This is a genomic window from Microcoleus sp. T3_A4 (genome assembly GCF_036700465.1).
Classification (GTDB): Bacteria; Cyanobacteriota; Cyanobacteriia; order Cyanobacteriales; family Microcoleaceae; genus Microcoleus.
Map to the genome: position 1 here is coordinate 64,106 of NZ_JAUBOY010000030.1, position 26,865 is coordinate 90,970.

A 26,865-nucleotide genomic window follows, 5' to 3' on the forward strand; every position below is an offset into this window, starting at 1 on the left:
TTTGTTGCTGGGGTCTTGACAAACTCAGTTTGCGATCGCTAAACTGAGCGAAAACAGACATTGACAATTAGAGAAGTAAATTATATAATGACGACCCTCAAAGCCTCTGAGGAGGGATTAGTAAAAATTAGGCAAGCTAGAAGAGAAAGGGGCTCGACTATAGAAGACCCCAAATGGTTAGTAGAAGCTAGTCAAACATTAGAACCCGATCGAACTTGGACAGAAGCCGGGCCCTATGCCGATGGCCTGTCGCTGCCAACTTGGAGGCGTTTTTTACGAGGACAAGAACCTATTAAAGCCAATGCTTTCAAGGCTTTCTGCACCGTTTTGCAGTTGAATTGGGAAGAAATTGTCGATCGTCCTCCACCAGAAAATCCGCAGCCACGGAATTTAGACATTGATTCCTTAGTGCAAGAAATACGGCAAAAATGCCACACCAAAATCCAACAGCTTTACAGCAAAATGCAACTGTTGGATATTGCACAGCCTGTTGATGTCAGCAACCTGTACGTTGAAGTCAACATTTTGGAGGAAATTACCAGTTGGCAGCCGGGAGAAATTCGCGATTTACTCAGAGACTTCAACCCAGATGCGGATAACTTTAACCGCTTGGGATTAGGTAAAGTATGCCAGAAACGAGTGCCAGGATTGGATGCGGTGAAATCTCACTCTAAATTGATGGTACTCGGCAAACCTGGTTCCGGTAAAACTACTTTTTTGAAACACATCGCCATTCAGTGCGATCGCGCCAAATTTGAAGCCAACAAAATACCGATTTTTATCCCTCTGAAAACCTTTGCTGAAATCCCTAATCTTGACTTATTAGAATATATCAGCGACGAATTTGCCAGTTGCGGAGTAGAAGGGCGCTCGCAAACAGAATTCATACTCAGTCAAGGCAGAGGTTTGATTTTATTGGACGGCTTAGACGAAGTGCCAGAATCAGATAGCGATGCAGTCGTCAGACAGATTCGTCAGTTTGTCCAAAAGTATTACAACAATCAGTTTATTATTACCTGTCGAATTGCCGCTGCTAAGTACCGATTTCACGACGAAGCCTTTACCTGTGTTGAGGTAGCGGATTTTACTTGCGATCAAACCGCTGCCTTTGCGAGCAATTGGTTTGTCGCTTTTTCCCAGAATATGGAGGCAGGGAAAGCTTTAGCATCTCAATTTGTAGAGAAGCTGAAACTGCAAAAAAATCAGCCAATCAGAGAACTGGCAGTAACGCCAATTTTGCTTAATCTGACTTGTTTAGTATTCCAAGCCAAAGCTGATTTTCCATCCAACCGAGCCAAGTTGTATGAGGAAGGAATGGAAATTATGCTCAGAAAATGGGATGAAACCAGAGGCATTCAACGGGATGAAGTTTATCGAGATTTGAATTTTTCCCGCAAACAACATTTACTTGCTTTTGTGGCAGCTATTACTTTTGAGCATGGCGATTATTTTTTTGAAAAAAATACTGTTCAGCAATTGATTGCCGACTATCTGGCTAACTTACCCGATGCCACAACTGACCGCGTTCAGTTAGAAATGGATAGTGAGGTTGTCCTGAAGGCGATCGAGGCACAACATGGATTATTAGTGGAGAGGGCAAGAGGGATTTATTCGTTTTCTCATCTAACATTTCAAGAGTATTTGACTGCTACAGAAATAGTTCATAATTCCGCTCCACAAGCTTTGGGAAAACTGGTCAGTCACCTGACAGAGAAGCGTTGGCGAGAAGTTTTGTTGTTAGCAGTTGGGATGTTGCAAAAAGCTGATGACTTGTTGCTGTTAATCAAACAGCAAGTTGATGGGCTGATCGCTAAGGATGAGCAGTTACAGCAATTCCTACTGTGGGTCAACCAAAAATCCCTTTCTGTTGATTTTCCGTACAAACCTGCGGCAGTAAGATTCTTTTACTTTTCCCTTCTTCCATGCCTTAAGCTTGCTCTTAATCGTCACCCTGAACGTTTCCTTGACCCAGCCCTTTACCTTGCCGTTAAACATACCTTTGACCCTGCTGTTGAATTTACCCTTGACCTTGTTCTTGACCTTGCCATTTTGCCTGTACTCGACGGTGCTATTGACCCAGCCCTTAGTCTTGCCCACGACATTCTTCTTGTCCCTCTTGTTGAACCTGAACTGATGCAAGCACTGCAAAAACTTAAGAAACAACTCCCTCACCCTGATGGTGACAAGGAAATATTTAGGGAATGGTGGCAAGCTAACGGACAAGTTTGGACTAGGGAATTAAGACAAATCATAATTTCCTATCGCAATATAGGTCACGATTGGCAATTTAGCAAACAGCAGAAGTCCTTGCTGAGGAAGTATTACGATGCTAATAAATTGCTGGTATATTGCCTCAATAGCGGTTGTAATGTATCTCCTGCTGTGCGGCAGGAAATTGAGGAGACATTGCTGTTGCCGATCGCCAATATCCAAAAAACACGTGACAAGTGCGATCGCCCGCTCTAATTCCACTCGCTACCTACTCCGATATTAAGATGCGATCACCCCACAATAAGTCATTCCAAGCCAGGAAAATGTCAAAGGATATATCCACCTTGAAAAACTGGGACAAACAGCAAAAAGCCCCCTTTTCTAGGGAGCTTAGCAACTTCATTTATGCTCCAAACAGAAATCCTACTGCGCCTTTGGCAAGGACTTTTGAGGGGTTGCTACATCAACTTTGGGAATATCCATGATCGGTGCATTCACCCCAAGCATCAAATCGTTGGGATTAACCATCTCCACCAGAGGCTCGTTTAAAGCCATAATCAAACCGTCAGATTCAGCAGGAACGGGCGATTGAGCAAACTGGGGAGCAAACAATTGGCGGCCGCCACCGACACCAGACACCACCGCAATCAACAAAGCTGCGATTGCACCTCCACCCAGAATCCAAGTTTGTTTGGGCTTGCGTTCCACCCGCTGCAAAACCTTCGTCGCCAACTCCTCGGCAGATTGTTCTGCAGGAGGCACCGGCATTGCCTGAAAACTCTGCTGCATCATCAGCAGTCGCGAGTACAAACGCTTCGTAGTGGGGTCATTTGTCAGCCACTCCTCAACTTGCCGGCGTTCTGTCGCCGTCACTTCACCGTCGAGGTAGGCACTTAGCAATTCAAAGCGATCGCGCATCATAGTAGTTACATTGCCCTGGGCATAATTGTTGTTAACTTGAGTTTCAGCGAGTGAATCCCCCACACCCTGCAGATTCTGATTTTTATCGGATTCAAAGTTACCATTCATAATTTCCGACTTGCTCTAATTGGGGAATCACGCACTCGCTATTAGAATGATTTACTGCTTATTTATATTTTAAAATAGAAGTTTTGATGTCACAGCAAACCTCACCAAATCTTCTTAACCCGCCTCTGAAATTACTCTTGCTAATTACCATCGAGATATTTTTGCAATTCCAACTGCAATCTTTGGCGAGCTCTAGCAATTCTCGACTTGACAGTTCCCAGAGAAACTCCGGTCATTTCGGCTATTTCCTCATAGGCTAAACCTTCTATTTCTCTTAAAACAATGGTCGTGCGGAATACTTCCGGCAAATCTGCGATCGCCACCCGCAACTGGTCGTAAAATTCTCTAGTCGTCAAATCTTCATCAGGCCCCGGACTGTCTGCCGGAATTTCCCAATCAACCTCGCCATCTTCCAGAGTACGGGGTACGTCCAGCGACAGCGGAGTTCGCACCCGTTTGCGCTTCCGCAACTCATCGTAAAACAAATTAGTGGCGATGCGGCTCAGCCAGCCCCGAAATTTAACAGGCTCTTGCAAACGGTTAATATTGCGGTAGACCCGAATCCACACTTCCTGAGCCAGGTCTGCTCGGTCTTGCCAGTCAGGGGCCAAGTGATAGAGAACCCTGTCTACGTGGGACTGATACCGCTTCAACAGTTCTGAAAAGGCCGTGGTCTCAGGTCGATTTCCTTCCTGACACCGCAACACCAAGTCATAATTAGAGAGTTTTTCGGCTGGCAATTGCACTCTTTGAACGGTCGCCACAACCGCAGACCAGGACACGGAAATAAAGTCGCTCATCGGTGGAATTGGCTCATCGAACATTCCACACTTTTTGACGTTAGGGGATCGTAACAAGTTCCCCTCTGCAATCTCAAATCTCAAATCTCAAATCTTAAATCCCTTGACTAATGCCCGACAACCTCGCACGCTCCAATACTAACCCAACTGCTAGAACCGTCAGCCCAATGTTCCTTTTTCCAAATCGGTACATTGTGTTTGAGCGTATCTATGGCGTACTGGCAAGCTGCAAAGGCTGAGTCCCGGTGGGGACAGCCAACAGCCACCAGTACGCTGATTTCGCCCACCTGCAAGTGTCCGACGCGGTGGTGAATGGCGACCCGATTGACATCGGCCCACTGGCGGCGGATTTCAGTAGCGATTTGCTGGAATACTCGCACTGCCATCGGTTCGTAGGCTTGATATTCTAGGGAAACTACAGCTTGACCGTCAGTTTGGTTGCGGACTGTACCGCTCATCATTACCACGGCTCCGTTCGCGGGGTCATCTGCCAAAGCGTATATTTCCTCTACAGACAACGGCGCTAAGGTAATGGCGAAGCTGTCTGATGCATGGCGTTGAGGAATTGTGCCGATCGAAAGTGTAGCGAAGGAGTTCATTGCGAAAGAAGTGGTGCTGGAGAAGTTAATTGATCTTGACACAAATCAAGTCGCGATGGATTTGTCTTGCATTCTTGTCGGGGACTTAGGGCGACTAATCTTGAGACCCATCTTGTAGCACGGCCGAGGGCCCGGCGCCATCGCCCCGAACTTCTGCACGAGTGCGATCGGCTACACTATGACTGACCCGAAGCAAATTAAGATTGTGCTTGAAGACGAGCCGGATGCTTGTTCGATCGAATTAACTGCCCATCTTGCTGTAGCAATTCAATAAATAAGTACCAAAATAAGTAGTGTCATTCGCAACTCAGTACAAGCAATTCCCAACCCCAATCGATAACTTCGTTCCCTTTTTAATGACACAGTTAAGTTTAATTCTGCCCGGAGTTCTGATCCGCGTCGGCAAAATTTTTAGCAGCAGATGTAAACTTTATTTATTTTTTTGTTCCGGAAAGCTACATAAATGACATGATATACCTGTGCAGGGTTCAGGAACATTAGCCAATACTCGGCAACAGCAAGACCTTAACGCCCTTTTGTGGATTTTATGAAACATAAGTTAATAATTTGGGCTGTTAATTGAGGTTTTGACCTGAGTCTGCACCAAGAAAGGTTAACAACAATCACGAGGAAACTATGGAAGCACTAGCATTGAGCCACTCTTTTGTTGCTTATGAATCTCCAGAGTCCGAACTCCAAGTCAAGTCGTTAGACCAACTGGGCTTGAAAATTCCTAATTCTGCATGGATAGGCGTTGCAGGTATGGCAGTAGCTCTATCTGTTCTGAGTGTCGGTGGCGAAGCCCAGGCCGCAGGTTGCTACAAACGCTGTGGCCATCGCGCCCATCACGGCCATCACAACTACGCCAAAGTTGTTACGAATGGCGGCCGACTGAATATCCGCAACCGCCCCGATAGCTGTTCTCATGTAATCGGCAAGTTATATTATGGCGATCACGTCAAATTGACTGGTCGTTACAAAAACGGCTGGGCCCAACTCAAAGGCGGTGGCTGGGTGTCTGCGTCCTGGATCTCCTAACTCTTAACTAGAGCACTTTACATTTCTAGAAAGAGTTTTAATCGTTACCCGGCCATACTGGGTAACGATTATTTTAAAGAGGCGATCGATCCTGAAAATAATCGAATATCCGAAATTCATGACTAACAACTAACAGCCTAAACTTTACCGCCGCCGATTAGATAAAGTAATGCCATCCGCACCGCCACGCCGCTGGTAACTTGCTGAGAAATCAGGCTAAACTGGGCATCGTCCATCAAATCCGAACTAATTTCCACGCCGCGGTTAACTGGACCAGGGTGCAACACCTTCACATCCGGCTTGCAAAGTTTCAGCCGATCGCGCGTAATCCCGTACAAAGAATGGTACTCTCGTAAACTCGGCAGCAAATGGTCGCTCATCCGTTCCTTTTGCAGCCGCAAAGTCATCACAAAATCAGCATCGGCCAAAGCCGGTTCAAGCTGCCAATGCAAAAATAATTTGCCTTCCCTACCATCGCCACACTCAGCAAACAACAGCGGTAGCAAAGTTGGCGGCCCGGCCAAATGAACCTCTGCCCCAGAAGCCGTTAGACTCCAAATATTAGACCTAGCCACCCGCGAATGTAAGATATCCCCCACCACAGCAATTTTTTTACCCGCTAAAAGTTCCAGCCGCGGACGTTCGGTATCTAACAGAGCACAAATAGTAAATAAGTCTAGCAAACCTTGCGATGGGTGTTCGTGCTGGCCGTCTCCAGCATTGAGAACGCTGACTCTCGAACCCAAGCGATCCATTTCCGAAGCAATCGTGCTCGGAACTCCAGCTTGTTCGTGCCGGATTACCATCAAATCCGTTCCCATCGCCAGATAAGTCTTAGCCGTATCCAGAATAGTCTCCCCCTTCGTTAGAGAAGAACTTCCAGGGGTAAAATTCAGCGTATCCGCTGACAGCCGCTTCGCCGCCAACTCAAAACTATTGCGAGTCCGGGTAGAAGGTTCAAAAAACAAATTCGCGACCACTTGACCCTGCAGGGCCGGCACTTTCTTCGTGCGGCGGCCGAGCACATCCCGAAAACTGGCTGCAGTTTGCAGCACCGTATCGTATTCGTCCGAGGTAAAATCAGCCAGAGTGAGAATGTGTCGCCTTGTCCAAGTCATACAATTTTAGATTTGAGATTTGAGATTTGAGATTTGAGATTGACTCAATCAGGACGGACGATGGGTTTGGAACTTGCTTGTACGCCCGGTCTGCTGTCGCCTTTGAATGTTCGATCGACATTTAGGGGTGGCGATCAACAGTATCCAACAATTTTTGATCGCTTTTGCGGTGAGTAGAGCTATAATCAGTTTATGTAGTTCACATCCCACTCTCACAGCGAACCCAGCGTCGAAGGTGAAACAGGTGTGGTTTACCCGCAGGAAAGCGGAAATTACGCTGTAGCAGCGAAAGCGCAGTAGTTGCAGTTTCTCCTACGCAAACTCAGCCTTTTCCAGAACAAGCCGAGCGCAGCCCTTGCATATGCTACTATGTGGAAACAATTGAGGCGGCAAACCTTCCACTGCCGATCGACAGCATACAGTGCGACATTTCACAGATGATTAATTCTTTGAAGTCGGTCTTGACTATTCAGTCTTGCTTATAGGGCCTTGTCAAAACGAACAGTGTTGAGATACAAGTTGAATATGTAGCTTCCCGACTAAAATCTACACGTATCTTGGCTAAACTGTTCTTGGCGAAACTGCGATAAAGAGTGTGCGCTGGGAAGTGGTAATTACACAAGATTTAAACAATTCAAGAGGTATTATGAGCCAGAAGGTGATACAGCCGATGGTTAAGTTCCAGCGTCAGGTGCATTCTCTCGTCACGTCTGACATTATCAAGCCCACAGACAGTATTTGGAAAATTGCTCTGCTTTACGGCGACGAATGGCCGTACTGGAAACAGCAATTGCTAGAGTTTGATTTTTCTATGCAAGACCCCGTGAGCGAGTTGATAGCTGTAGAAGCTTGGGACGAAGAATAACAGAGGAGACGGAGGACTGGGGTGTCGGAGAGAAAATTCGAGGCGATGGGGTAAATTTTCTTTCATAAATTTCCGTTGCTAAATTCTTCCCTCTTCCCTCTTCCCTTTGCCCTCTTCCTAATAAATTCTGACTTTTGGCTTTTGAGTTTTGACTTCTGACTTTTGTTACAGGGAACCGGCTAAAGCTCGAGCTAATTGTTGAGCAGTTTGAAAGCGATCCCCAGGCTTAGCTGCCGTGGTTCGCAAAATGGTGTCCCGCAGCTTGGGGGCGATCGTCGGAATATTTTCGAGCTTAAAGCCGTAACCTCCAGCTATTTTCCCGTAAAAGTTTTGAGGGCTTTGGGCCGTCAGCAAAAAAATCAAAGTAGGCCCAATAGCATATAAATCCGACTGAGGTAGAGGCTGTCCCCGGTCTTGTTCTGGTGCGGTGTAACCTTCAACGCCGATGCGAGTCCCTGGTGGAGTGCCGATTTCTTTAACGGCTCCAAAATCCAGCACTGTAATGCAATTGTCGCGGTGGCGCACCAGCAAATTAGCAGGTTTAATATCCCGGTGGACGATCGGGGGTTTTTGAGAGTGAATGTAGTCCAAAACCTCACAGGTTTGGATCATCCACTCTATTGCTTGTTGGGGAGCAACAGGCCCGCGGTTGTAGATGCGTTTTTCTAAATCCTCGCCGTGGAGCATTTCCATCACCAAGTATTTTTTCCCCCCTTCCACAAAAAAGTCAAAAAACTGAGGAATTCCCGGATGGTGGAGGGCCTTGAGAGTTTTAGCTTCACGTTCAAACAGTTCTTGAGCTTTGACTATTTGAGCCATGTCAGCATTCATTTCCTTGAGAACTACCAGAGAAGCTGCGGGGGAACTTCCGGGTTGTTGAGCTTTGGCTTTATCTCGATCCCAGGCTAAAGTCGTTGTCCCCATACCGCCTTGGCCCAAAGTTCGCAGCACTTGGTAGTGGCGCACCGTGCGATCGACTTTAATCGGTTCGCCGCAGTGGATGCAGAATAAATTCCCCGGCGGGTTTCCCGCGTGGGTACACCTCGGTGCCACGAGATTGACGGTGGAGTTCGCCTCAATCTTGCCGCCGACTTCAATAGTAATAGCTTGGAAATGCAGAATTGGGCCGCCCCGCGCCAACTGGATCAGGGCACCATCGGATATCCAACCCTGAGACATCAGAATACCGTTAACCAAAGTCCCATTTGTCCCGGAATTGACTAAATACCACTGACTCGACGTGACGCTATTAACTCTTTGCAATTCCAGATGCTGCCTCGACACTAGAGCATTGGGGATCACAACGTGATTTTCAGGAGAGCGGCCGATGCGAATAATGGATTCGCTCTCGAAACTCCACTGTTGCAGGGGGGTCTGTTTTTCTGGATCTAAAAGAGTCAGCAGCATTTTCGATTGATGTGGTTGAACTCCCTGATTTGGCAGTGAGAGTTGGCGGGAATTTACAAATTTGGGGCGTAGGGCTTTGAAAAATTAGAAATTAAAAATTACTTATGAGCTTCACAGGTTAGTTTCACGAAAACTTTATAATATCCTGATTATGATTAAAGATTTCATAAACAATTAAGTTATAAATAGTTTTTTGCGAACAATTATCCAGAAATTTTCTGAAGGCTCGATCGCTCCTTAAAACACAGTCTATCAATTGAAAAATTGCAACAACAAAAACTAGGTAAACAATCGCTAAACTTTTACGTAAATTTGATGTAGCAGCAGATGGTGATGTCAGCCCCACATATATATGTAGAGCTGACACTTCCCACGTTGCCCCGATAGCGATCGAGTATAAAACAGATTTCGCATTAGCCAGCCTGCAGACTCACTTCATTTTAGTTGATTTTTTTTCATTAGACCAACTATTTTTGTAAGTGAAAGCTCTTTCAACTATGATGAATCCACTTACTCTCAAGCAACTTTTTCCGGTAGATTCCCTGAACAGAGTCTCAAAATTAAAGCTACGGATAAATGGTTGGTACTCTACAGCTTGTCTGCAATAGTATGGGTCTGTAATCAGTTTTTTATCACTCAAACCGAAGCTGTTTTAACACCGGATACCTAAGAACAGAGCGAGCAGTAAAGCCTTGCCCGGAAACGGCAGAAGCTGTTTTTTTTCTCTGCAAGAATTGCAGGTTTAACCCAGGCCGTCACAGGGGGAAGGCGCCACCGTTGAAAAAGTTGGCAGCATCCAAATTCTAAAATCGAAATGCGCCTACCTGCGCCCGAATGATAATTGCCGTGATATTGTCGTGACCGTTGCGTTTGTTACCCAGTTCAATCAACTGGGTAACTCCCTGGTCGAGATCAGCTTGGGGATTGAACAGGGGTTCGAGAGTGTTCTGCCAGTGACTTTCCAACAAATCATTATCTGTCAGACCGTCGGAAGCCAAAATTAATAAGGTATCTTCGCACAAGTCTAAAAACTGCACGTCAGGCTTGAGAAAATTACTGTCTCGCGGGCCGAGGGCTTGAGTTAGTTGATAGGCGTCGGGACGAGCATAAGCAGTTTCCGGGTCAACTCCGCGCTTAATTTCGCGCTGCCCGACTTCGTGGTCTGAGGTGATTTTTTCTAGGGTTTGTCCCTTTCTCAGTCGGTAGAGGCGGCTGTCGCCGACGTGGGCAACGGCGAAGTGGGTGTCTTGAACTAAGACTGCGACTAGAGTTGTGCCCATGCGGGCGCTGCCGGAGCGTCCGTCCTTTTGATTGATTTCAAAGATGGCTTTGTTGGCTAGCAGGACTCCCTCGCGGATGGTGTCTGCCGGAGGTAGTTGATTTTCCCAACGGGTTTGAAAGAATTCTCTGAGAGTTTCAGCCGCTAGTTGACTGGCTACTTCTCCGCTGTCGTGTCCGCCCATGCCGTCGCAGAGAATGTAAAGCCCTTTGGTTTGAAAAATCCGACCGAAGGAGCTTTCTAGTTTGTTGAGCTGAGTCCAGATGCTGAAGAAGTCTTCGTTGTGGTCGCGCGTGCGGCCAACATCGGTGAGACCTGCGTCTTCTAAGCTGTAAATCTGGAGTGGCATGGGCTGGGTTAAGACCTCGCCCACCTCGGGGGGCGACTCGTCGGGGCTGCGGTAATGCCTGCGTGTCGGGGTTGAGCTTGGTGAAGGTGCGGGTTGGAGTTCGAGGGGAACTGTTTCTAGGCGCGATCGCAATTCTTCTATTGTGTTAATCTCGCCTCTGTACATTTGTTGCAGCAGTTCGAGCAAGGCGCCAAACTGAGTGCGATGATCGGACTGGCTAAATATCACCTGCCACAATTGCCCTAAATCTACCAGTTGCAGGTTTGAGCCGGCGGGTTCGGGATAGAGGTATTGCAGCCGCAAAGAAGCTAAGGAAAAGGAAGAGTCGGGGTTGACTCGCAAATTTGTCAGTTCCAACAAGCTTTGCCGACAGCGCCAGGGTTCTAGGGCAGCCCAGAGTTCTGTCATTTCGTGCAGCCAGTATAAAATTTGCTGGGTGGAAGTTTCCGGTTGACTCCACCGTTCTACCAGCAGCGGCCATTGGGAACAGTCTTCTAGCAGCAGGACTGCCTGTTCGTTGTCTGACCAGCTATCGTGAATGACTGGCAGGTTTTGAGAGAATTGCCACCGGAGTGCCAGATAAGGTTCAGCTATGCCTTGGCAAAGCTCTGCTAAGGCGGGATTGGTTGAATTTTCTCCGCCTTTGATTGCTGCGGTATAGGGGGATGTTCGTCTGGCGACGCTGGCAGAGTTGGCTGCTAGCATGGCTTTGAGGGGTGACATTTCTAGCGGCTGACAGTCCAATACTGTTACTTCTACTGTGTCTGAGCGTTTTCTCGGCGGCACGGTTTCTAGGAGTTGGTAGCGCTGCTGAGTGTCTAAATAAGCTCCGGCTGGCTGGGAAGGGATTAAATATTGTGAATTGGGGATGGGGACTTCTGGAGATGGAGGGGAGGTGTCAGCGATGTTTGGGCTGTGGGGGTTCTCGGTTGCTTCCTGGATTTGTTTAGGCTGTGGTGCGGTTGTAAAATGCTGCTCAGATGGGGTTATTTCGCGCTCTGGTGCTGTAGTAGAGCTTTTTTCTGTTGTTTGAAAGGATGCTGGTGCGATCGCCCCCACGGCTACCACAGCGTCTATTTCTGCGCTGCTGAATTCGGCGACTTCGGTCTGTGGAGAAGTTGGTTCTACGGCTGTTGGGAGTTCGGCTGGGGTGGTAATTTCTGTTTTAATGGCGTCTGTGATTGGTTCAGAAGAGTTTTGGGGCGATGGTATTTCTGGAACCATCTCTGCTTTTTGGGGAAACTCGGTTGGGGGTATGGTTGACTCCTGTGGCTCGACTGCTGGAAAATTCGATCGACCGCAGATAATGGCCCGCCACACTTGACCTGTTGCGACGCCACAATTCTGACATAATGCGGCGCTAAAAGCGACTTGGGCACCGCATTCGTGGCAAGGTTTGTAAATTAGGGAATTTCCGCACTGTTGACAAAACTTGTTTGGATTGGGATTTTCAAATTGGCAGCGGGGACACAGAAGCATAGGGGTTTTAAATGGGAGATGGGCGAGCGAGTTTGGCGGTGGGGAGTTTTGGGTTTTGGGCTGTGAGTTAGGAGTTATGAGTTTTGGGCCTGACTCGCAACGGATAACTCGCATTGCCCTATGCCTTATTTTATCGGGATGAATTCAGAACTAAGATATTTCTTAGAACTGAGATGTGGCCGCCGTGTCAGGAATAGACCTCTTAAGCCAGACCCACAAAAATTTCTCTCGCTTCAGGGGACCAAAAGCCAGCCCCACCAGTGGTAACAGCGTGTGTGACCCATAAGCAAAGTTATCTTATGAGTGGAACGGGCCGGAGATTCCGTTCTTAACAATGGTGCAATATCTCAGTTAGAAGGGAATTGCTATAGAATCTTCTTGGAAAACGGTTTCTCGCGCGATCGACACAATGGTCGAAAGGGGTACTTCACAGAAATATTTCCGCCGGAATTGTTCTTCGGAGACGGCTGCTAAGAATTGCGCTGCACAACGGGCAGCAATCGGGGAATTTGGCACTGAGAATTGAAGGGATTGGCTATCTAATAAGGGTTTGGGGATTTGATCGGGCGCGTCTTGACGCTGTGCGGTTTCGGGTTGTCTGGTGATGTGGAAAGCTCGATCGCGATAATTGATTTTGAAACCGAGATATGTTAGGGTTTTGAATCCTAGTTGCAGGGATGTGTCGCTGATGCCGAGTTTTTGGCGGAGTTGCTGTCTGGTGACGGGTTTGTTGGTGCGGCTGAGGTATTTGGCGATGCCGATTAGCTGTTGGCAGATTTGCTGTGGGGGTGCGAGTGGGGGTAAAGTATAGGCGATCGCAAGTTTTTTCTGAGTGTGCTGTGCTTGCCGAAACCAGATCCGCAGTTCGTCCCAGCTTGCGGGGCATTCTTGGAGGACGATCGAGTTTTCGCGATCGACCATTTCGGAATTGTAAACTAGATTGTCGATCGGCATTTGAGATTCTAAGTTTGTGCTGGCTGCTAACAACTCTTCATGATTATTTCTATTGCGCCAGTCTACGATCCAATCTATTTTAGTCGGGGAATTGATTTGATTGTCTTCCGTGCGTTCCCGCACTGCTACGAGGCGCACTTCATACCGCGATTTGTAAGTATTAAAATCGAGTTCAACGGTGACATCGCAGCGGCTTTGGGGAACTTCGTTTTGATTGTGTCCCCACCAAATGCCGGGAAATCCCATATCGGTAGATTCATCCCTAATTGTAAATTCTGTTTTAAGATATTCTACTTTTTGCCCTTTCAAATCCTTGATTTTTTGATTCCACAGATTGTCAAACCAGCAGTTTTCAATCAGCAATTTGGGTGCGGGGTTGCCCATGCCGCAAGGTTCGAGCAATTTTAGTTCTTGAAATAAGTCTTTGCCTAATTCGGAGACAGTAATTTTTAGGTCAGCTTGAACGGGGGCGGCTGTTAAACTATCTGTGCTGTATTGTTGTCGCAGTTGCTGATTTACCGCATCGGTAAATAGGGGGATATTTTCAACGGGGAGACTCAATCCGGCAGCGAAAGGATGACCGCCAAATCTGTGCAATAAATGCGCTTGGTCTTTGACTAATTGGTAAAGGTCGATTTGATTGGCGGAACGCGCGGAACCCCTGGCAATGTTGGATTGGGAAAGTGTTGGTGATTCTGAATCTAAGAAGGAGGTAAATTGCATTTCTGGGGAATTTTCATTAATTTTTTCGCTTCCTTCTGTGCTGAATAAAATCACGGGGCGGCCGTATTCTTGGGCGATTTGTCCTGCTACTAATCCTAATACTCCTACGGGCCATTGGGGGTCGCTGAGGACGATGACGCTAGTAGTTGAGAGGTCGAGTTTGGCTAGTTTGTTGGCGGCATCTTTGGCAACATCTTTTTGTAAAGATTTACGTCGGGAGTTGGCAATTTCGGTTAAATTTGCTAGTTCATCACAGCGTTTTTTGTCGCGGCTGGTGAGGAGTTCTACGCAGAAGCTGGCGTCGCCTTGAATGCGGCTGACGGCGTTGATTCGGGGGCCGAGGCCGAAGGAAATGTCGGTTGGGCGATCGCCCGATCTTTTGCACAGTTCGAGCAATTTTGCAACTCCTGGGCGGGTGGGATTTGCGATTTGTTTTTGCAGTTGTTGGATGCCGATTTGTGCTAGATAGCGGCTGTCTCCTGTAAGTTGGACTAAATCGGCAATTAAGCCGATCGCTACTAATTCTAATAAATCTGCGATCGGGCGCTGCGGAATATCCGGTAATGTGTGATATAATGCTTCAACTAATTTGTAGGCTACTCCAACTCCTGAGAGGTTAAATAGTTGGTGGTTTGGGGGGAAGTAGCGGGGATTGATAATGGCTGTAGCTGGCGGGCGATCGTCCGGTAATGTATGATGATCGGTGATAATTGTATCGATGTTTAAGCTGGTGGCGTATTCGATTTCGGCGATATTTGTACTTCCTGTATCGCAGGTAATAATTAAGCTAATTCCAGATTTGGCTAAGGCATCTATTCCCGCGATATTGAGTCCATGAGATTCGGTTAAGCGGTTGGGAATGTAATAAATTAGTTGGTCGTTTTGAGTAAAAAATTCTCCCAGTCCGTCCCAAAGTACCGAGGTTGATGTAATACCGTCGGCGTCGAAATCTCCCCAAATTGCGACTTTTTCGCCGTTGTTTCGTGCTTGCTGGATTCTTTCTATCGCCCAATTCATTTCTAGCCCGAACTCAAAGGGACTTGCGGGTTGATAAAGTTGGGGATTTAAGAAACCGGGTATTTGTTCGGGGTTGTGAATTCCTCTGTACCAAAGAAGTGCAGCGGCATAGTTTCCGGGGAGTTCGGGTGCATGGTTTCTGACAGCTTGGATCAGCCAAGCTGGGGGTTGGGATAGGGGTTGAGTTGGCAAATTTTGAAGTAGTTCTGTCATAAGTTATTTCATTAATTTCTGTAGGGGCGGGTTCACCAAGAATCTTTCATTCACATTCACAATATCTATAAACCCGCCCCCACCGGGCGACTAATAGTTGCATAGTACAAAATTTGAATTAAATAAATATTTCATCGATTATAGCAAGATTTGGTAGCCAATCTGTGGGAGTTTCTGCGAGAATATCTGGTGAGGGAGTTTTTGTGTTTTGTGTGCGGTTGCAGCGAGTGGCGAATTGACAGGAATCGCACAAATTGGAACTAATTTCTACTTGAGGTAAGAATTCCCCGGCTTCGGTATAGCGCTGTCGCCAGTCGGTTAGCTGCTGCAATAGGTGGGTTAAATCTTGTTTTGTGCGATCGTGTTCTGTTTGGTTGTAATAAAATGTGAGTTTTTGCGGCGGTTCTTCTCCTTGCAATTGTACGAACCAGTATGTCATGGAAACTTGTTCGGGGGAATAGTCGCTGGTTTCTACTAAGACGTATAAATAGAGGCGAGTTTGCCAACTTTCGGCTATCCATTTTGATTTTTGAGGGCGGGGATAGGTTTTCCAGTCGAGAATTTGGGCGGCGTTTGGTTCTGCTATTAGCAAGTCATAGATAACGGTGAATAGGTAGTCTTGGAAAATTAGGGTGCGGGGGTGTTCGGCTTGGCGGAAAACTCGCTCGCTATTTTCTGAATGGGCGAAAAGTTCCGGTGCGGTGTTGATAAATGCTGCCACACAGCGTCCCAGTTCGGGGTCTTGTTGGATGATGAATTCAATGGGAAGTCCGAGTTCTCGCTGCTGCATTAATAGGTGAAAGTGGCTTCCCCATGTGAGTTTTTTTTTGTGTTCTGGGGAGGCGGTGGTGGCGAGTAGTTCGAGGTAGCTGTGTTGGAATTTGCGGGGGCATTCTTCGAGTATTTTGAGTTGGGTTTGGGATAGTCGGAGCATTTTTTTAGGATATTACGGCTGGGATTTATGAGGGGATAATTGGAGCATTGCGTTTTTGGATGAGATTGCGCTCGCACTTCAGTTATATTTTTGGGATGAAACGGCAATCTTAGTTTACTCACCCAATAGCGAATAATTTTATTCTTTCACTTACGCGTAATATTGACGCTTCATAAAAACACGAAAAATTGATTGATCGCAGTCACATTTTTTAGAATATTTATCTAACATCACTTTGATGGGAAGGTGTCCAGGTGGAGCTGTTAGAGAGTATTTAATATCAGAGTAATATATCCAATCACCCTTCACGTACCAGCCCACACGCTCATCAAACTCCTTACAACCCCGACCATGAAAGATTGTAGGTTCACGCTCAGTACGAACAATGCTTTCCCAAATCCGCTTTTGCACGCTAAAGCCAAAGCGTCCCTTGCTATGTTCTAGCCAGAGTTTATTTATATTTCTGAGTTCTGTACCCGGTAAAACTTCAACATCGTCGCCCGATAAGCAGTTGGTTAAAAAAGCATAGTATGTTGATACATCGTCTGTTTCTGATGACCATCCTCTTTTTTCTCTACCTAATAGTTTGAATATCATTTTCTCTGTTTCTTCGTCGGCTTCTTTCCATCTCCTAGCTTGGAGCAAGCTATCTAACTTAGAATAGATTCCACCGACCACTTCAATAGATTTAGCAGACGAAGTATATGAAGAAGCAGCAGCATATTTAATAACTTCTCTAGCTGCATCAGCTTCATTATTTATTCGAGGAGACGTATGATTTAAAGACTTTGCCCACTTAACTACTCTTTTTTTGACCTTCGGGTTACTGCGGGCTTTTTCTTCTAAATCTTGGGCTACTTGATCCTCAGCTTTATCCGCACTATATCCCTGATTTTTAAGTTTATCTACAACCTCGCGAAACTCTGCAACGACCTCAGATAATTCCTGATTGGTGTTAATGTAACAACCTTGTATTTCTATATAGTCTCCCTGGATATAATTGCCCTGAATAGATGGATTATAATTACCACCGCCTGTGTAAATATTGTGATCTCCTGTTTTCCTATTGTCTTCTAAGTTAGTTATTGATTCTTGTGGAGTATTAACACCTAAATCCCATAATAATTTAGAAGCTCCGAAGATTACAACGCTAACTATCAACCTAGGTAGAGTCAGAAGCCCTGTGCCCACAACCGCAAAACTTATTAGTTTAAGTAATACGCTAAAGAAGTAATATCGTTGCTTTTTACTTCCTGGTAGCCTAGATATTAAAATACTAAATTTATTAAAAATTTGTCTTATTTTACTTATCATTAACTTAGCGAAATAAACTGTTCGGAATTAAAATTTAACTTGTAGGGCGGGCAGGATGCCTACCCTACAAGAGTTTGAATAAGCAGGGCTGTCTAGATTAAATGTGCGACAGCTTATCTGTCCTTCAAAGAGGAATACCTAATAATCCTAGGGCTACCTTGACTACCCCTACCACCGCTTCACCAATCAGACCATTGGCAGCGGCATCAACTACATACTGTCTCAAATTCACTAACTTGCTTTTGGCCTGAGAATCATTATTAGCCTGAGAGACTAAGTCAGTGGCGACTTTCTGCTGAGCATCCTGTGGAGTGTATCCCTGTGTTTGAAGTTGAATTAATGATTCTTGAATCTTAGTCACTACTTGAGATAAATCCTGACCCGTATTTATGAAATTGCCTTGTATATAATTGCCTTTGATTGATGGGCTATAGTTACCGGAACCCATATAAATGTTGTGATCGTTCGCCATATCTATGTTTCCTTGAATTTGATAGTCGTGAATAGAGAATTAAGGAGTATTATTCTTAATTCATAAAAATCCCGCCATCATTGTAGCCATAATCTTCGTCATAGTCAACACTACCGAAGAATTTTAATACTTTAGTTGTTTGATCATTGCAGGTTTAACGGCAGGATAAATCAAGTCTTCAGTAATTCGATTGCGCTCAATATAAGTATTTATGTCTTCCTGGTTATCCAAATAAAAGCTCAGCACGTCAAAAGACATATTTTTATTATATGTTATGATTTAGGCGAGAAGCGTGTAAAAAATTAAGAGCGATAGCACTTTTCCCCACGCCCATTTACAAACTCCGAATTTGTTGAGCAAACCACATCGCCGCCGTCCCATTTCCCTGACCCAAAAGTTTTAAAGTCTGCGACAGTCAATCAATTAGCAATCCCTCAATCGCCACAGAAAAATCGCATTTCTGATCTAGCAATTCTGTATGAATGGTGAACAACTTGCAGGATTAAACCCCCGTGTCTACCTTACTCTTAGAGGGGCAACCACGGGGGTTTAATCCTACTTTTAGTCTGCTGGTTGCAAGTCAAAAACTACGACAAGCGTTGCTTGAGGCATCAGTTGACGCAGACACAGCAAGTGTCCGTCTGCATCCGATCGACTGCGAAATCGTCCCACAATCGCCCGCTGCATACTGGGCATGAGTTTGGCGATCGCCCAAGGGTAAAGGCGTTTTTGGTAGGCGATCGCCCCAGGATTCGCTGCGAATCCCTGTTGATAACCGTTTTGTGGCATAATCGTGTTGTATTCGTAAGGAGTACACAAAAGGCGTTAGTAAGTTTCTTGGCGGGAATGTACTAACGCCTTTTCCATTAAAATTCAAGTACATATCACAAGAATTGTCAATTGTCAATTCTTAACGCTAAGTTTTAACGGTTATCCTATCTGAAGCTTTTATCGGCTATGGATTTGAGGGTTTTAGTAAGTGTTGAATTGTTGGCATAAGTGATATATTTTTGATTTTTAACCGCAGATGAACGCGGATAAACGCGGATGAAAGAAAGATAAATTGAGAATGAGTTAAGGGGCGATCGCACTTAATCACACATCACAAAATCACTCTTTTGTCAAGACAAAAACACTGTCTTTATTCCCCCGTCCAATCCGCAAATCTTTATCCAAATAAGTGATATCTAGCCATCCCTGCTGTTCGCGAGTATCCAGCCCGAAATCTACAGCAGCGAACTTTTTCCCCGACTCAATCTCATCGATAAACTTCCCCGGATATTCATAGCCAATCAACCTGCTTAAACCCAAAATTGACCGCTCAAACTTCACCTGCACTCGCCGTTCCGAAGTTGGCTCAAATCTTGCCGCTACACTGACAATTCCTTCCAAATAAGGCAAGCCGTAAAGTTCGCCAATGTTGTAAATTTTAGATTTTTTGACGCGGATAGATTGATAAATTTGACCCAATTTCACCAAGGGAAAACTGTCAAGATTCAGCAGTTCACGGCTGGTGGTGTACAATAACCGCCAATCACCATTTAAAAGCTCTGCGGCTTCGACAGGCCGTGGTGTGGGGTTGTAATCTTCCAATTGGGCGATCGCACTTAAAATCGCTTGTTTGTCGCTAGCCGTAGCCAGCAAACCTCGATTCTTACCAGCAATTATCTCTAATAGTGCAGATTTTCTAAGCATGATTTTTTAAGAAGGAATAAGGAAGGGGGAAGAAGCAACAAGGAATAGGGAATTTGTTATTTGTAATAAGCTGTCGGGCATCTTGCATTGTATTTTTCGGGCGGGCGGGACATCCCACAAGAATTTTATCAAACTTGACTGTAAAATTTAGATGCGCCTGGGCTTAACATATCATCAATAACTAATGATTAATCACTAATCACTAAGATATCAAATTTCACCAAATAAAGCAGAGTTCGATACAGGTAGGCTAATTCTTGCTCGTTTTTAACGTAGCGTCGGATAACTTCCCCCACGCTGATCGCACCTTCCTGCTTAATTGTATCCAATATCTCCATCTGAATGCTAACAGAAGTTCTCCTATCGTCACCAAAACTGGTAAACCTAATTGTCTGTACCTGCTTTAAAAGTTGTGGTGTGGCGATCGCACCCAGACTCAGCATCATCTCATTGCTTAAACTTCTAGTCGCATAATTATCCAATACGCGAAACGAATCGTCGCCTAGGGGATAAGGCGGCTTCCCAGGTTTTAAAGATGCTGACTCCGGTGCCACAAAGCGAATTTCTGCTAATTCCCGCCACAATTGTTCGTAAGCAGCAATTACTACTTTCCAATCATAAATTTCCCTCGCCCTTTGTCTCGCATTTTCCCCCATCCGCTTTCTCAATTCGGGGTTTTCAATTAATTGACACAACGCCAGGGTGCAAGCATCAATGTCAACTGCTGTGGCGAGGGAAGTGTGACCCATGTAAGTCGGCCAATTTAAGCTGCCGTCGAGATAATTTAGGGCTAAATCTAAACAAGATTCCGGGGGCGGGATGAGTGTGGGAATGCGGAATCCGTCTATTTCGTGGCGTACAGATTCTTTGTATCCGTTCCAATCGGAGACTATGGCCGGCAGTCCGTTCGCCATGGCTTCTATTGGTGTCAGTCCGAAGGATTCTTGAATGTTGTCGGACAGCGAAATGAAAATGTCTGCCACCGACCAAATATTTCTTCTGATTTCCGGCTTTCTCCCATCTAAAAAAATAGCATTCACCGAGGGACAAAATATTGGCGCGCTATTTTTAAAGTCGGGTTCTTCTCTCGGATCTTCTATCCAACCGGCTTGAATTAAGTGGATTTTGGCTTTTGTCTGTTGTGCGGCCCGTTCTAGGGCGATGTACATGGGTACCGGATGAGCTTTTGCAGAAAAAATCAATCGACCGACAAATAACACAACAATATCGTCGGGAGAAATGCCGAGTTCTTGTCGCAGTTGGCGACGACTATTAACTGCTTCCATACCCTGGGGAAACGCGCTGCAATCCACTCCGAGGGGAATAACCGGCAATTTGACTAAAATTTCCGGTTTACCGCCGTTCCGCTGGGCTAAATATTCAGACCACTCCCTCATAACTCCTTCTACTGCTGTTTTCACGGCGGCAGAGGTGCAGATCAGGGCGTCCCAAGGCTGCATGGGTGCGGTGATCAAATCGCCGATCGCCTCCATGATGTATTGTGTACCGATCGTGTGAGTAACGCCGCAAACGCTGTAGGCCCGCTGATCGACAAATCTGCGCGCCCAAACCATCTGCGACAGAACCGGATCGGGTCGGTAAATTGTGCCCGGTTGAGATAGCAAATCCGGTCGTTCCATCGGAATCCAACGAACTTTCCGAGGTTTTTGCAGCCAAGGTTGGATGTGCGAACAAAACTCTTTAAAGGTTGTTTCGCTATCGGCGCAACAGTAGAGAGAGTCAGCGGTTCCGTGTTGGACTAAGCTTTTGAGAAACCCTTCTCCGGCTGAATGACGCCCCAGAAGTTTTTTGCCTCCGGTGTGGTAGCCCTCTTTGTTGTATAAAACCGCTGCCGTTGTATCCATTCTGAGATTTATTGCTTGAGAGTTGACTGAAAAAGCCAGAGGGCATTCGGGCTCAGGCTTTGATGAAAATCCAGGAGACTGTTGTGAATCAACCCCTTGCCGTTAGGGAAGCTTGCACAATAGGATCGCCGCCTGTCCCGCGATATCTTAAAGACGATCGTCTCAGATTACAATGCTTACGGCTAAAGAAGGATTGGCAAGAGCGGATTTTAGTGTTATCCTCATGCCCATGCTTGGGGGCGATCGCCTTTAGGGTCTCCCATCTTATCCGATCCGGAACCAAACAGTGCCTGTGGTATAATGCTTTAGCCTTGCTAAATGCCCGATTTGCAAGTGCTTGATCAAATTAGTAGTTCGTCGGCAAAACGTTACCTCACTCGATCGCGTCTTTGTCTTTAAAAACCGATAATCATGTACAACCCATCTCTGCGTCAAATTCCTCGCCACTTACCTGCGGATGTAATTCCATTAAAACAGCAATCTTCTCTTTTAGACTGGTTGGAATCTAACAATCGCCTGTTAGCAAGGGATGTCCAAGAACCCGACTATCTGCACGAAGAAGAAATTTCTGAACTTATGGCAGTTGACGACAGTCCTTACGATGATTTAGAAGAGGAAGTAGAAGAGGATGTGAGTGTAGGCGAAGAATAACGGGTAGAAGGGTGAAGAAATCAACCGGAAACAGGGAAGAAAAACTAAGAGATTTCTCAATCTCCTGTATCGCACCCTATTCCCCCATTGTCAATTGCTTATTCTCAAATAGTGTGTGGTGAGGAGTGTTATGGATAACTTTTTGGATGAGAAAATCCCTTTTAGTCTGCCTTTCAAACTTACAGGCAAGAATTTATTCCTGCTGCTGGGTTTGGGGCTCGGCATTTTAGCGATCGGTTTAGATGTAGTAGCGGATAGATTTTTGAATTTACCTGCATCGCTATTTATGCCGCTAGTTGTTTGTGCTTTAGTTGCGTCGGGGTTGGGCTATGCAGTTGTACCCGTACTCCAGCAACTAAAAGCAGGACAAATAATTCGCGAAGACGGCCCCCAAGCCCATTTGAAAAAAGCGGGAACGCCGACAATGGGAGGCATCTTTTTTATACCTGCGGGGGTAGCAGTCGCTTTACTTTGGTCTAAGTTTAACTCAGATGTTGTTGCCGTATCGGCTTTAACTTTAGCTTACGGTTTCATTGGCTGGATTGATGACTGGCAAATTCTGCGACGTAAGTCAAACAAAGGTATTTCACCTCGGATGAAATTGGCTTTGCAAATAAGTTTTGCTGCTCTATTTTGTCTGTGGCTGATGTTTCATCAACCTGCAATTTCTACGAATGTTGCTTTGCCTTTCGGTTGGGTATTGCCATTAGGTTTTCTGTTCTGGCCGCTGGCGGGTTTTGTGCTAGTTGCTGAAAGCAATGCTACTAATCTTACTGATGGTGTTGACGGATTGATGGGCGGTTTGGGCGCGATCGCACTTTTGGGACTAGGTGCATCTGTAGCCTCAACTTCGCCAGAATTAATGATTTTTTGCGCTTGCATCAGCGGCAGTTGTTTCGGTTTCTTAGCACACAACCGCAATCCAGCCAAGGTGTTTATGGGCGATACAGGTGCTTTAGCTTTGGGCGGTGCGTTGGGTGCGGTAGCTTTATTAACAAATAGCCTTTGGATATTATTAATTATCAGCGGGATTTTCTTTGTAGAAACGCTGTCAGTAATTGCTCAAGTAGGTTATTACAAAGCTACAAAAGGGCCTGATGGCATCGGCAAGCGTCTGTTAAGAATGGCTCCACTGCACCATCATCTAGAGTTGTGCGGCTGGTTGGAAACTCAGGTTGTTGGCATTTTTTATTTAACTAACGGGGCGTTAGTGTTAATGATTCTGATGTTAACTAGCAACATTTGAGAAGAGATTGCGTGACGGATTGCACAGGGGATGTAAGAGATATTTTCTACTATTTCAAAGAAACAGGCAAGATGCCTGTTCCACAAGAACTGAATGCAGTTGTGGAACAGGCATCTTGCCTGTTTAAGGCTCGGAAGTTATAATTTTGAGAATTGATATCCTCAGTTAATGCAATGGAACTTAGTAACAATTTTTAATTATTTGAATAACCGCGAAGAGGGTTCTAGGACAAAGGAAGAACTACATTTGCTTATTTATCTTCCTTAGCGCCTTCGCGGTTCGTTTAATCTTACTCAATATTAGTTATGCTATCGTTTACGGTTGTTTGTGAATGACTAAAACGTTTTTACCGGAGGTTTCGGTGGTTGTGCCTGTTTACAACGGCGAGGGGGATGTGCCGGATTTAATTGAGTGCCTGCGATCGCAAACTTATCCGCCACACAGAGTAGAATATCTTTTAGTAGACAACAACAGTTGCGATCGCACTTCAGCAATCCTGCAAACAGCAGCCTCTAACCCCCCCTCAGTCCCCCCCTTGGTCAGGGGAGGAAGCAATTTCAATCAAATAATCATTCGCCACCTCAGTGAAAATCAGATTCAAAGTTCCTACGCCGCCCGCAATCAAGGAATTCGCGCATCCACAGGCGAAATCATTGCATTTACCGATGCAGACTGTCGCCCGGAATCTGACTGGCTGGAAAATTTAGTTAAGCCATTCGTTGACTTAGAAATAGGAATTAGCGCTGGGGAAATACTCGCATTGCCCGGTAAAACTATATTAGAACAACACGCCGAGCGCCAAAATACTTTATCTCAAAAACATACTCTCGCTCACTCTTTTTGTCCCTACGGTCAAACCGCCAACTTAGCTGTACGGAGGCTAGTTTTACAACAAATAGGATTATTTCGCCCTTACCTCACCAGTGGCGGCGATGCTGACTTGTGTTGGCGGATTTTGCGGGAAACATCCTATCAATTACATTTTGCTCAAAATGCGATCGTCCGACACCGCCACCGTTCTACAATAAAACAGTTGCAAAGTCAATGGTATCGGTACGGCGAATCTAATAAATATTTGCACGAACTCCACGGTGTCGATTTGATGCGAGAATTGACAACACAGGAATATTTTTATCGGCTGGCTAGATGGCTGTTCAAGGAATTTCCGGTTGCTGCTGCCAAAAGTGCGATCGGCTCTTCGGAGCTGGTAGACTTATTCAATACGCCGATCGGTCTTTTGAATGTTAGGGCAAGGGCAATGGGGCAGCGCCAAGCCAAACTTCCAGAATCAGCTTGGGACATTGAGCGGTGTTAATCGGCTTTAATATTTTAGAGCAATAAATCATTGTTCGATCGCACTTGCGATCGACAAATATTCGTTTGTACACAATCCGCCCCTATATATACGTATAAGTAGAGTTTATCGGTACCGATAAATATGCTGAATCAGAAATATGATAATTTAACGCAATACTTAATATAAAATTAATAAGTCTATTCTTTCCCCCTAGTCTCAAAACAACGAGTAACTCGAATACTGACGCCAAAATAGCCTCTAATTCTGCCTTCTGGCTTTTCAGTGCTGTCGTCAGCGCCATCGTAATTATTCTCAGAATTTTAAATTTTTGTAACCTTTACAGGTAATGCCAATGGCTCAAATCTTACTCCAGACGGTTTGGTTTATACCTTGCTATCCACTCATCGGTGGAGTTCTGTCGATACTGTGGTTTCCGGCAGTTACCCGTCGCACGGGGCCAAGACCATCCGGTTATGTGAACGCCATATTAACGTTGTTCGCTTTCCTACACGGCATCATCGCCCTCGCAGCTATCTGGAACCAACCAGCGCAACACCAGTTCATTCCCTGGCTGAATGTAGCAGGTTTAGACTTAACCATTCCCGTTGAAATCTCTGCTGTCACCGTCGGGGCGACAGTTTTGATTACCGGACTGAACTTGCTGGCGCAGATTTATGCTTTCGGTTACATGGAAATGGACTGGGGCTGGGCTCGGTTGTTTTCCTTGATGGGGCTGTTTGAAGCGGGGATGTGCGGGTTGGTACTGTGCAATTCTCTCTTCTTCAGCTACATGATTTTGGAAGTTCTGACTTTGGGTACTTACCTGCTAGTCGGGCTGTGGTTCAATCAGTCTTTGGTGGTGACAGGAGCCCGCGACGCTTTCTTAACCAAGCGGGTGGGAGATTTATTCCTGCTGATGGGAGTAGTCGCAATTCTGCCGCTGGCTGGAACTTGGAATTTTGACGAGTTGGCTGTTTGGGCTCAGACTGCAAAGCTTGACCCTACTGTAGCGACGCTGTTGAGCTTAGCTTTGATTGCCGGGCCCATGGGTAAGTGCGCTCAGTTTCCCTTGCACCTGTGGCTGGATGAGGCGATGGAAGGCCCGCTGCCGGCGACAATTTTGCGGAACACCGTAGTTGTGGAAACTGGTGCTTGGATTTTGATTAAGTTGCAGCCAGTGATTGCTTTGTCGCCGATCGGACTGAAGACAACTATTATTGTAGGTGCTGCGACGGCGGTTGGTGCTTCATTAATTGCGATCGCCCAAATTGACATCAAGCGCACGCTTTCCTATATAGTCAGCTCTTACATGGGCTTAGTATTTATCGCCGTCGGCACAGGACAAGCCCAGACAGCCCTGACATTGATATTTGCCTACAGCTTGGCAATGGGTTTGCTGGTGATGAGCATCGGTTCGGTAGTTTGGAACAGCATCACTCAGGATGTCCGCTCTCTCGGCGGTTTGTGGGGAAAGCGGCCAATATCGGCCATATCGTTTATTGTCGGTAGCGCTGGATTAGTAGGACTGCCGCCCTTCGGCTGCTTCTGGGCTTTAGAAGACTTCACATCCGGGCTTTCGGAAACTCACCCTTTCTTGTTAGGAATAGTGCTGTTTGTCAACGGCGTCACTGCTTTTGGCTTGGTGCGCGTCTTCGGTTTAGTTTTTGGCGGCCAACCAAAGCAAATGACCGAACGGTCGCCGGAAGTTCACTGGCCTTTTATCTTGCCGATGACTGTTTTAATGGGCTTTACTTTGCACGTTCCGCACTTGCTGGCGGCGTGGCATTTATTGCCGGGGGCAAGTTTGAATTATACCGCCACTGGACTGCTAGTTTTGTCAACGGCGATCGGCATCGGTGCCGGAGCATTTGTTTACCTGAACGAGAAATGGGAAAAACCAGTGCGAATCGGTTCTCAAGCCCTGCAAGACTTTTTTGCTTACGACTTTTACACCGCCAAACTTTACCGGGTGACAGTGATATTTGCAGTAGGTCTAGTTGCTCAAGTTATCTCTTGGGTCGATCGCAATATTGTTGACGGATTCGTAAATTTAATCGGTTTTGCAACGGTTTTCGGCGGGCAAAGCCTCAAATACAACGTTAACGGTCAAACTCAGTTTTACGCCTTGACAATTCTGTTCGGAGTTGCGGTTTTGGGACTGCTCATAAGCTGGCCGCTGCTAGCTCGCTTGTCGCTAATTGTAGGCGGGTAAATAGATATAAAATTTAAGATTTTAGGTGACAGTTTTAATCTAAAATCTTAAAAACATGAAGTCTTGAACAAAGATTTCCAACTCGTTCAAAGAAGGCA

22 protein-coding genes are annotated in these 26,865 nt (G+C 45.9%); 8 read left to right on the top strand and 14 right to left on the bottom strand.

Annotated elements, in window-relative coordinates; translation table 11 throughout:
• Nucleotides 1-87 precede the first annotated feature (87 nt).
• On the top strand, nt 88-2,466 hold the full coding sequence (locus QUA07_RS17955) for an NACHT domain-containing NTPase (protein WP_333327437.1): 2,379 nt from the start codon (nt 88-90) through the stop codon (nt 2,464-2,466).
• 168 nt (nt 2,467-2,634) lie between these two features.
• On the opposite strand, the gene QUA07_RS17960 is transcribed toward QUA07_RS17955, so the two are convergent.
• From QUA07_RS17960 to QUA07_RS17970, 3 genes are all read right to left on the bottom strand, one after another.
• Nucleotides 2,635-3,240 (bottom strand): zf-HC2 domain-containing protein, encoded by a 606-nt coding sequence (locus QUA07_RS17960; RefSeq protein WP_333327439.1) that lies wholly within the window; start codon nt 3,238-3,240, stop codon nt 2,635-2,637.
• A 140-nt stretch (nt 3,241-3,380) separates the two neighbouring features.
• Complete coding sequence (locus tag QUA07_RS17965; protein ID WP_041622468.1) at nt 3,381-4,040, bottom strand: sigma-70 family RNA polymerase sigma factor; 660 nt, start codon at nt 4,038-4,040, stop codon at nt 3,381-3,383.
• 107 nt (nt 4,041-4,147) lie between these two features.
• Nucleotides 4,148-4,639: a molybdenum cofactor biosynthesis protein MoaE gene (locus QUA07_RS17970; protein ID WP_333327442.1), complete on the bottom strand. Its 492-nt coding sequence runs from the start codon at nt 4,637-4,639 to the stop codon at nt 4,148-4,150.
• Between the two features lie 636 nt (nt 4,640-5,275).
• Between QUA07_RS17970 and QUA07_RS17975 the strand changes: the two genes are divergently transcribed.
• Nucleotides 5,276-5,677: an SH3 domain-containing protein gene (locus tag QUA07_RS17975; protein ID WP_333327445.1), complete on the top strand. Its 402-nt coding sequence runs from the start codon at nt 5,276-5,278 to the stop codon at nt 5,675-5,677.
• Between the two features lie 137 nt (nt 5,678-5,814).
• Here QUA07_RS17975 and QUA07_RS17980 read toward each other — a convergent pair whose 3' ends face one another.
• Nucleotides 5,815-6,795: an aspartate carbamoyltransferase catalytic subunit gene (locus QUA07_RS17980; protein ID WP_333214740.1), complete on the bottom strand. Its 981-nt coding sequence runs from the start codon at nt 6,793-6,795 to the stop codon at nt 5,815-5,817.
• Between the two features lie 39 nt (nt 6,796-6,834).
• Between QUA07_RS17980 and QUA07_RS17985 the strand changes: the two genes are divergently transcribed.
• Together QUA07_RS17985 and QUA07_RS17990 are read left to right on the top strand one after the other, a co-directional pair.
• Nucleotides 6,835-6,972, top strand: a complete 138-nt coding sequence (locus QUA07_RS17985; protein WP_333327447.1) for a hypothetical protein — start codon at nt 6,835-6,837, stop codon at nt 6,970-6,972.
• A gap of 469 nt (nt 6,973-7,441) precedes the next feature.
• A complete protein-coding gene (locus QUA07_RS17990) occupies nt 7,442-7,660 on the top strand; it encodes a DUF4327 family protein (protein ID WP_193973492.1) in 219 nt (72 codons plus the stop codon).
• Between the two features lie 165 nt (nt 7,661-7,825).
• On the opposite strand, the gene QUA07_RS17995 is transcribed toward QUA07_RS17990, so the two are convergent.
• The 10 genes from QUA07_RS17995 to QUA07_RS18040 all read right to left on the bottom strand — a co-directional run bounded on the left by QUA07_RS17995 (nt 7,826) and on the right by QUA07_RS18040 (nt 21,361).
• Complete coding sequence (locus QUA07_RS17995) at nt 7,826-9,067, bottom strand: protein kinase domain-containing protein (protein WP_333327450.1); 1,242 nt, start codon at nt 9,065-9,067, stop codon at nt 7,826-7,828.
• A gap of 803 nt (nt 9,068-9,870) precedes the next feature.
• A complete protein-coding gene (locus QUA07_RS18000) occupies nt 9,871-12,174 on the bottom strand; it encodes a serine/threonine phosphatase (RefSeq protein ID WP_333327453.1) in 2,304 nt (767 codons plus the stop codon).
• Between the two features lie 351 nt (nt 12,175-12,525).
• The gene (locus QUA07_RS18005; protein WP_333327457.1) at nt 12,526-15,081 is read right to left on the bottom strand and encodes a DHH family phosphoesterase; all 2,556 of its coding nucleotides are present in this window, start codon (nt 15,079-15,081) and stop codon (nt 12,526-12,528) included.
• A 118-nt stretch (nt 15,082-15,199) separates the two neighbouring features.
• Entirely contained in the window at nt 15,200-16,015 is an 816-nt protein-coding gene (locus QUA07_RS18010; protein ID WP_333327460.1) for a PD-(D/E)XK nuclease family protein, read from the bottom strand.
• 150 nt (nt 16,016-16,165) lie between these two features.
• Entirely contained in the window at nt 16,166-17,329 is a 1,164-nt protein-coding gene (locus tag QUA07_RS18015; protein WP_333327462.1) for a GUN4 domain-containing protein, read from the bottom strand.
• A gap of 124 nt (nt 17,330-17,453) precedes the next feature.
• Complete coding sequence (locus tag QUA07_RS18020; protein WP_333327465.1) at nt 17,454-17,801, bottom strand: hypothetical protein; 348 nt, start codon at nt 17,799-17,801, stop codon at nt 17,454-17,456.
• 123 nt (nt 17,802-17,924) lie between these two features.
• On the bottom strand, nt 17,925-18,059 hold the full coding sequence (locus QUA07_RS18025; protein ID WP_333327468.1) for a hypothetical protein: 135 nt from the start codon (nt 18,057-18,059) through the stop codon (nt 17,925-17,927).
• 303 nt (nt 18,060-18,362) lie between these two features.
• Nucleotides 18,363-18,590 (bottom strand): hypothetical protein, encoded by a 228-nt coding sequence (locus QUA07_RS18030; RefSeq protein WP_333327471.1) that lies wholly within the window; start codon nt 18,588-18,590, stop codon nt 18,363-18,365.
• A gap of 321 nt (nt 18,591-18,911) precedes the next feature.
• A complete protein-coding gene (locus QUA07_RS18035; protein ID WP_333327473.1) occupies nt 18,912-19,496 on the bottom strand; it encodes a PAP/fibrillin family protein in 585 nt (194 codons plus the stop codon).
• Between the two features lie 188 nt (nt 19,497-19,684).
• Entirely contained in the window at nt 19,685-21,361 is a 1,677-nt protein-coding gene (locus QUA07_RS18040) for a glycosyltransferase family 4 protein (protein ID WP_333327475.1), read from the bottom strand.
• A 411-nt stretch (nt 21,362-21,772) separates the two neighbouring features.
• Between QUA07_RS18040 and QUA07_RS18045 the strand changes: the two genes are divergently transcribed.
• From QUA07_RS18045 to QUA07_RS18060, 4 genes are all read left to right on the top strand, one after another.
• A complete protein-coding gene (locus tag QUA07_RS18045) occupies nt 21,773-22,012 on the top strand; it encodes a DUF3134 domain-containing protein (RefSeq protein WP_006631296.1) in 240 nt (79 codons plus the stop codon).
• 130 nt (nt 22,013-22,142) lie between these two features.
• Complete coding sequence (gene mraY, locus QUA07_RS18050; protein WP_333327478.1) at nt 22,143-23,258, top strand: phospho-N-acetylmuramoyl-pentapeptide-transferase; 1,116 nt, start codon at nt 22,143-22,145, stop codon at nt 23,256-23,258.
• A gap of 331 nt (nt 23,259-23,589) precedes the next feature.
• Nucleotides 23,590-24,573 (top strand): glycosyltransferase, encoded by a 984-nt coding sequence (locus QUA07_RS18055; RefSeq protein WP_333327480.1) that lies wholly within the window; start codon nt 23,590-23,592, stop codon nt 24,571-24,573.
• Between the two features lie 334 nt (nt 24,574-24,907).
• Complete coding sequence (locus tag QUA07_RS18060) at nt 24,908-26,767, top strand: NAD(P)H-quinone oxidoreductase subunit F (RefSeq protein ID WP_333327483.1); 1,860 nt, start codon at nt 24,908-24,910, stop codon at nt 26,765-26,767.
• Nucleotides 26,768-26,865 lie beyond the last annotated feature (98 nt).

Excerpts from the sequence above, each read along its gene's own strand:
- QUA07_RS18015 (WP_333327462.1), bottom strand. The coding sequence starts at position 17,329 with ATGATAAGTAAAATAAGACAAATTTTTAATAAATTTAGTATTTTAATA.
- QUA07_RS18045 (WP_006631296.1), top strand. The coding sequence starts at position 21,773 with ATGTACAACCCATCTCTGCGTCAAATTCCTCGCCACTTACCTGCGGAT.
- QUA07_RS18055 (WP_333327480.1), top strand. The coding sequence starts at position 23,590 with ATGACTAAAACGTTTTTACCGGAGGTTTCGGTGGTTGTGCCTGTTTAC.
- QUA07_RS18020 (WP_333327465.1), bottom strand. The coding sequence starts at position 17,801 with ATGGCGAACGATCACAACATTTATATGGGTTCCGGTAACTATAGCCCA.
- QUA07_RS17965 (WP_041622468.1), bottom strand. The coding sequence starts at position 4,040 with ATGAGCGACTTTATTTCCGTGTCCTGGTCTGCGGTTGTGGCGACCGTT.
- QUA07_RS17995 (WP_333327450.1), bottom strand. The coding sequence starts at position 9,067 with ATGCTGCTGACTCTTTTAGATCCAGAAAAACAGACCCCCCTGCAACAG.
- QUA07_RS18005 (WP_333327457.1), bottom strand. The coding sequence starts at position 15,081 with ATGACAGAACTACTTCAAAATTTGCCAACTCAACCCCTATCCCAACCC.
- QUA07_RS18010 (WP_333327460.1), bottom strand. The coding sequence starts at position 16,015 with ATGCTCCGACTATCCCAAACCCAACTCAAAATACTCGAAGAATGCCCC.
- QUA07_RS17960 (WP_333327439.1), bottom strand. The coding sequence starts at position 3,240 with ATGAATGGTAACTTTGAATCCGATAAAAATCAGAATCTGCAGGGTGTG.
- QUA07_RS18040 (WP_333327475.1), bottom strand. The coding sequence starts at position 21,361 with ATGGATACAACGGCAGCGGTTTTATACAACAAAGAGGGCTACCACACC.
- QUA07_RS17970 (WP_333327442.1), bottom strand. The coding sequence starts at position 4,639 with ATGAACTCCTTCGCTACACTTTCGATCGGCACAATTCCTCAACGCCAT.
- QUA07_RS17955 (WP_333327437.1), top strand. The coding sequence starts at position 88 with ATGACGACCCTCAAAGCCTCTGAGGAGGGATTAGTAAAAATTAGGCAA.
- QUA07_RS17990 (WP_193973492.1), top strand. The coding sequence starts at position 7,442 with ATGAGCCAGAAGGTGATACAGCCGATGGTTAAGTTCCAGCGTCAGGTG.
- QUA07_RS18000 (WP_333327453.1), bottom strand. The coding sequence starts at position 12,174 with ATGCTTCTGTGTCCCCGCTGCCAATTTGAAAATCCCAATCCAAACAAG.
- QUA07_RS18030 (WP_333327471.1), bottom strand. The coding sequence starts at position 18,590 with ATGCCACAAAACGGTTATCAACAGGGATTCGCAGCGAATCCTGGGGCG.
- QUA07_RS18035 (WP_333327473.1), bottom strand. The coding sequence starts at position 19,496 with ATGCTTAGAAAATCTGCACTATTAGAGATAATTGCTGGTAAGAATCGA.
- QUA07_RS17980 (WP_333214740.1), bottom strand. The coding sequence starts at position 6,795 with ATGACTTGGACAAGGCGACACATTCTCACTCTGGCTGATTTTACCTCG.
- QUA07_RS17975 (WP_333327445.1), top strand. The coding sequence starts at position 5,276 with ATGGAAGCACTAGCATTGAGCCACTCTTTTGTTGCTTATGAATCTCCA.
- QUA07_RS18025 (WP_333327468.1), bottom strand. The coding sequence starts at position 18,059 with ATGTCTTTTGACGTGCTGAGCTTTTATTTGGATAACCAGGAAGACATA.
- QUA07_RS18060 (WP_333327483.1), top strand. The coding sequence starts at position 24,908 with ATGGCTCAAATCTTACTCCAGACGGTTTGGTTTATACCTTGCTATCCA.
- mraY (WP_333327478.1), top strand. The coding sequence starts at position 22,143 with ATGGATAACTTTTTGGATGAGAAAATCCCTTTTAGTCTGCCTTTCAAA.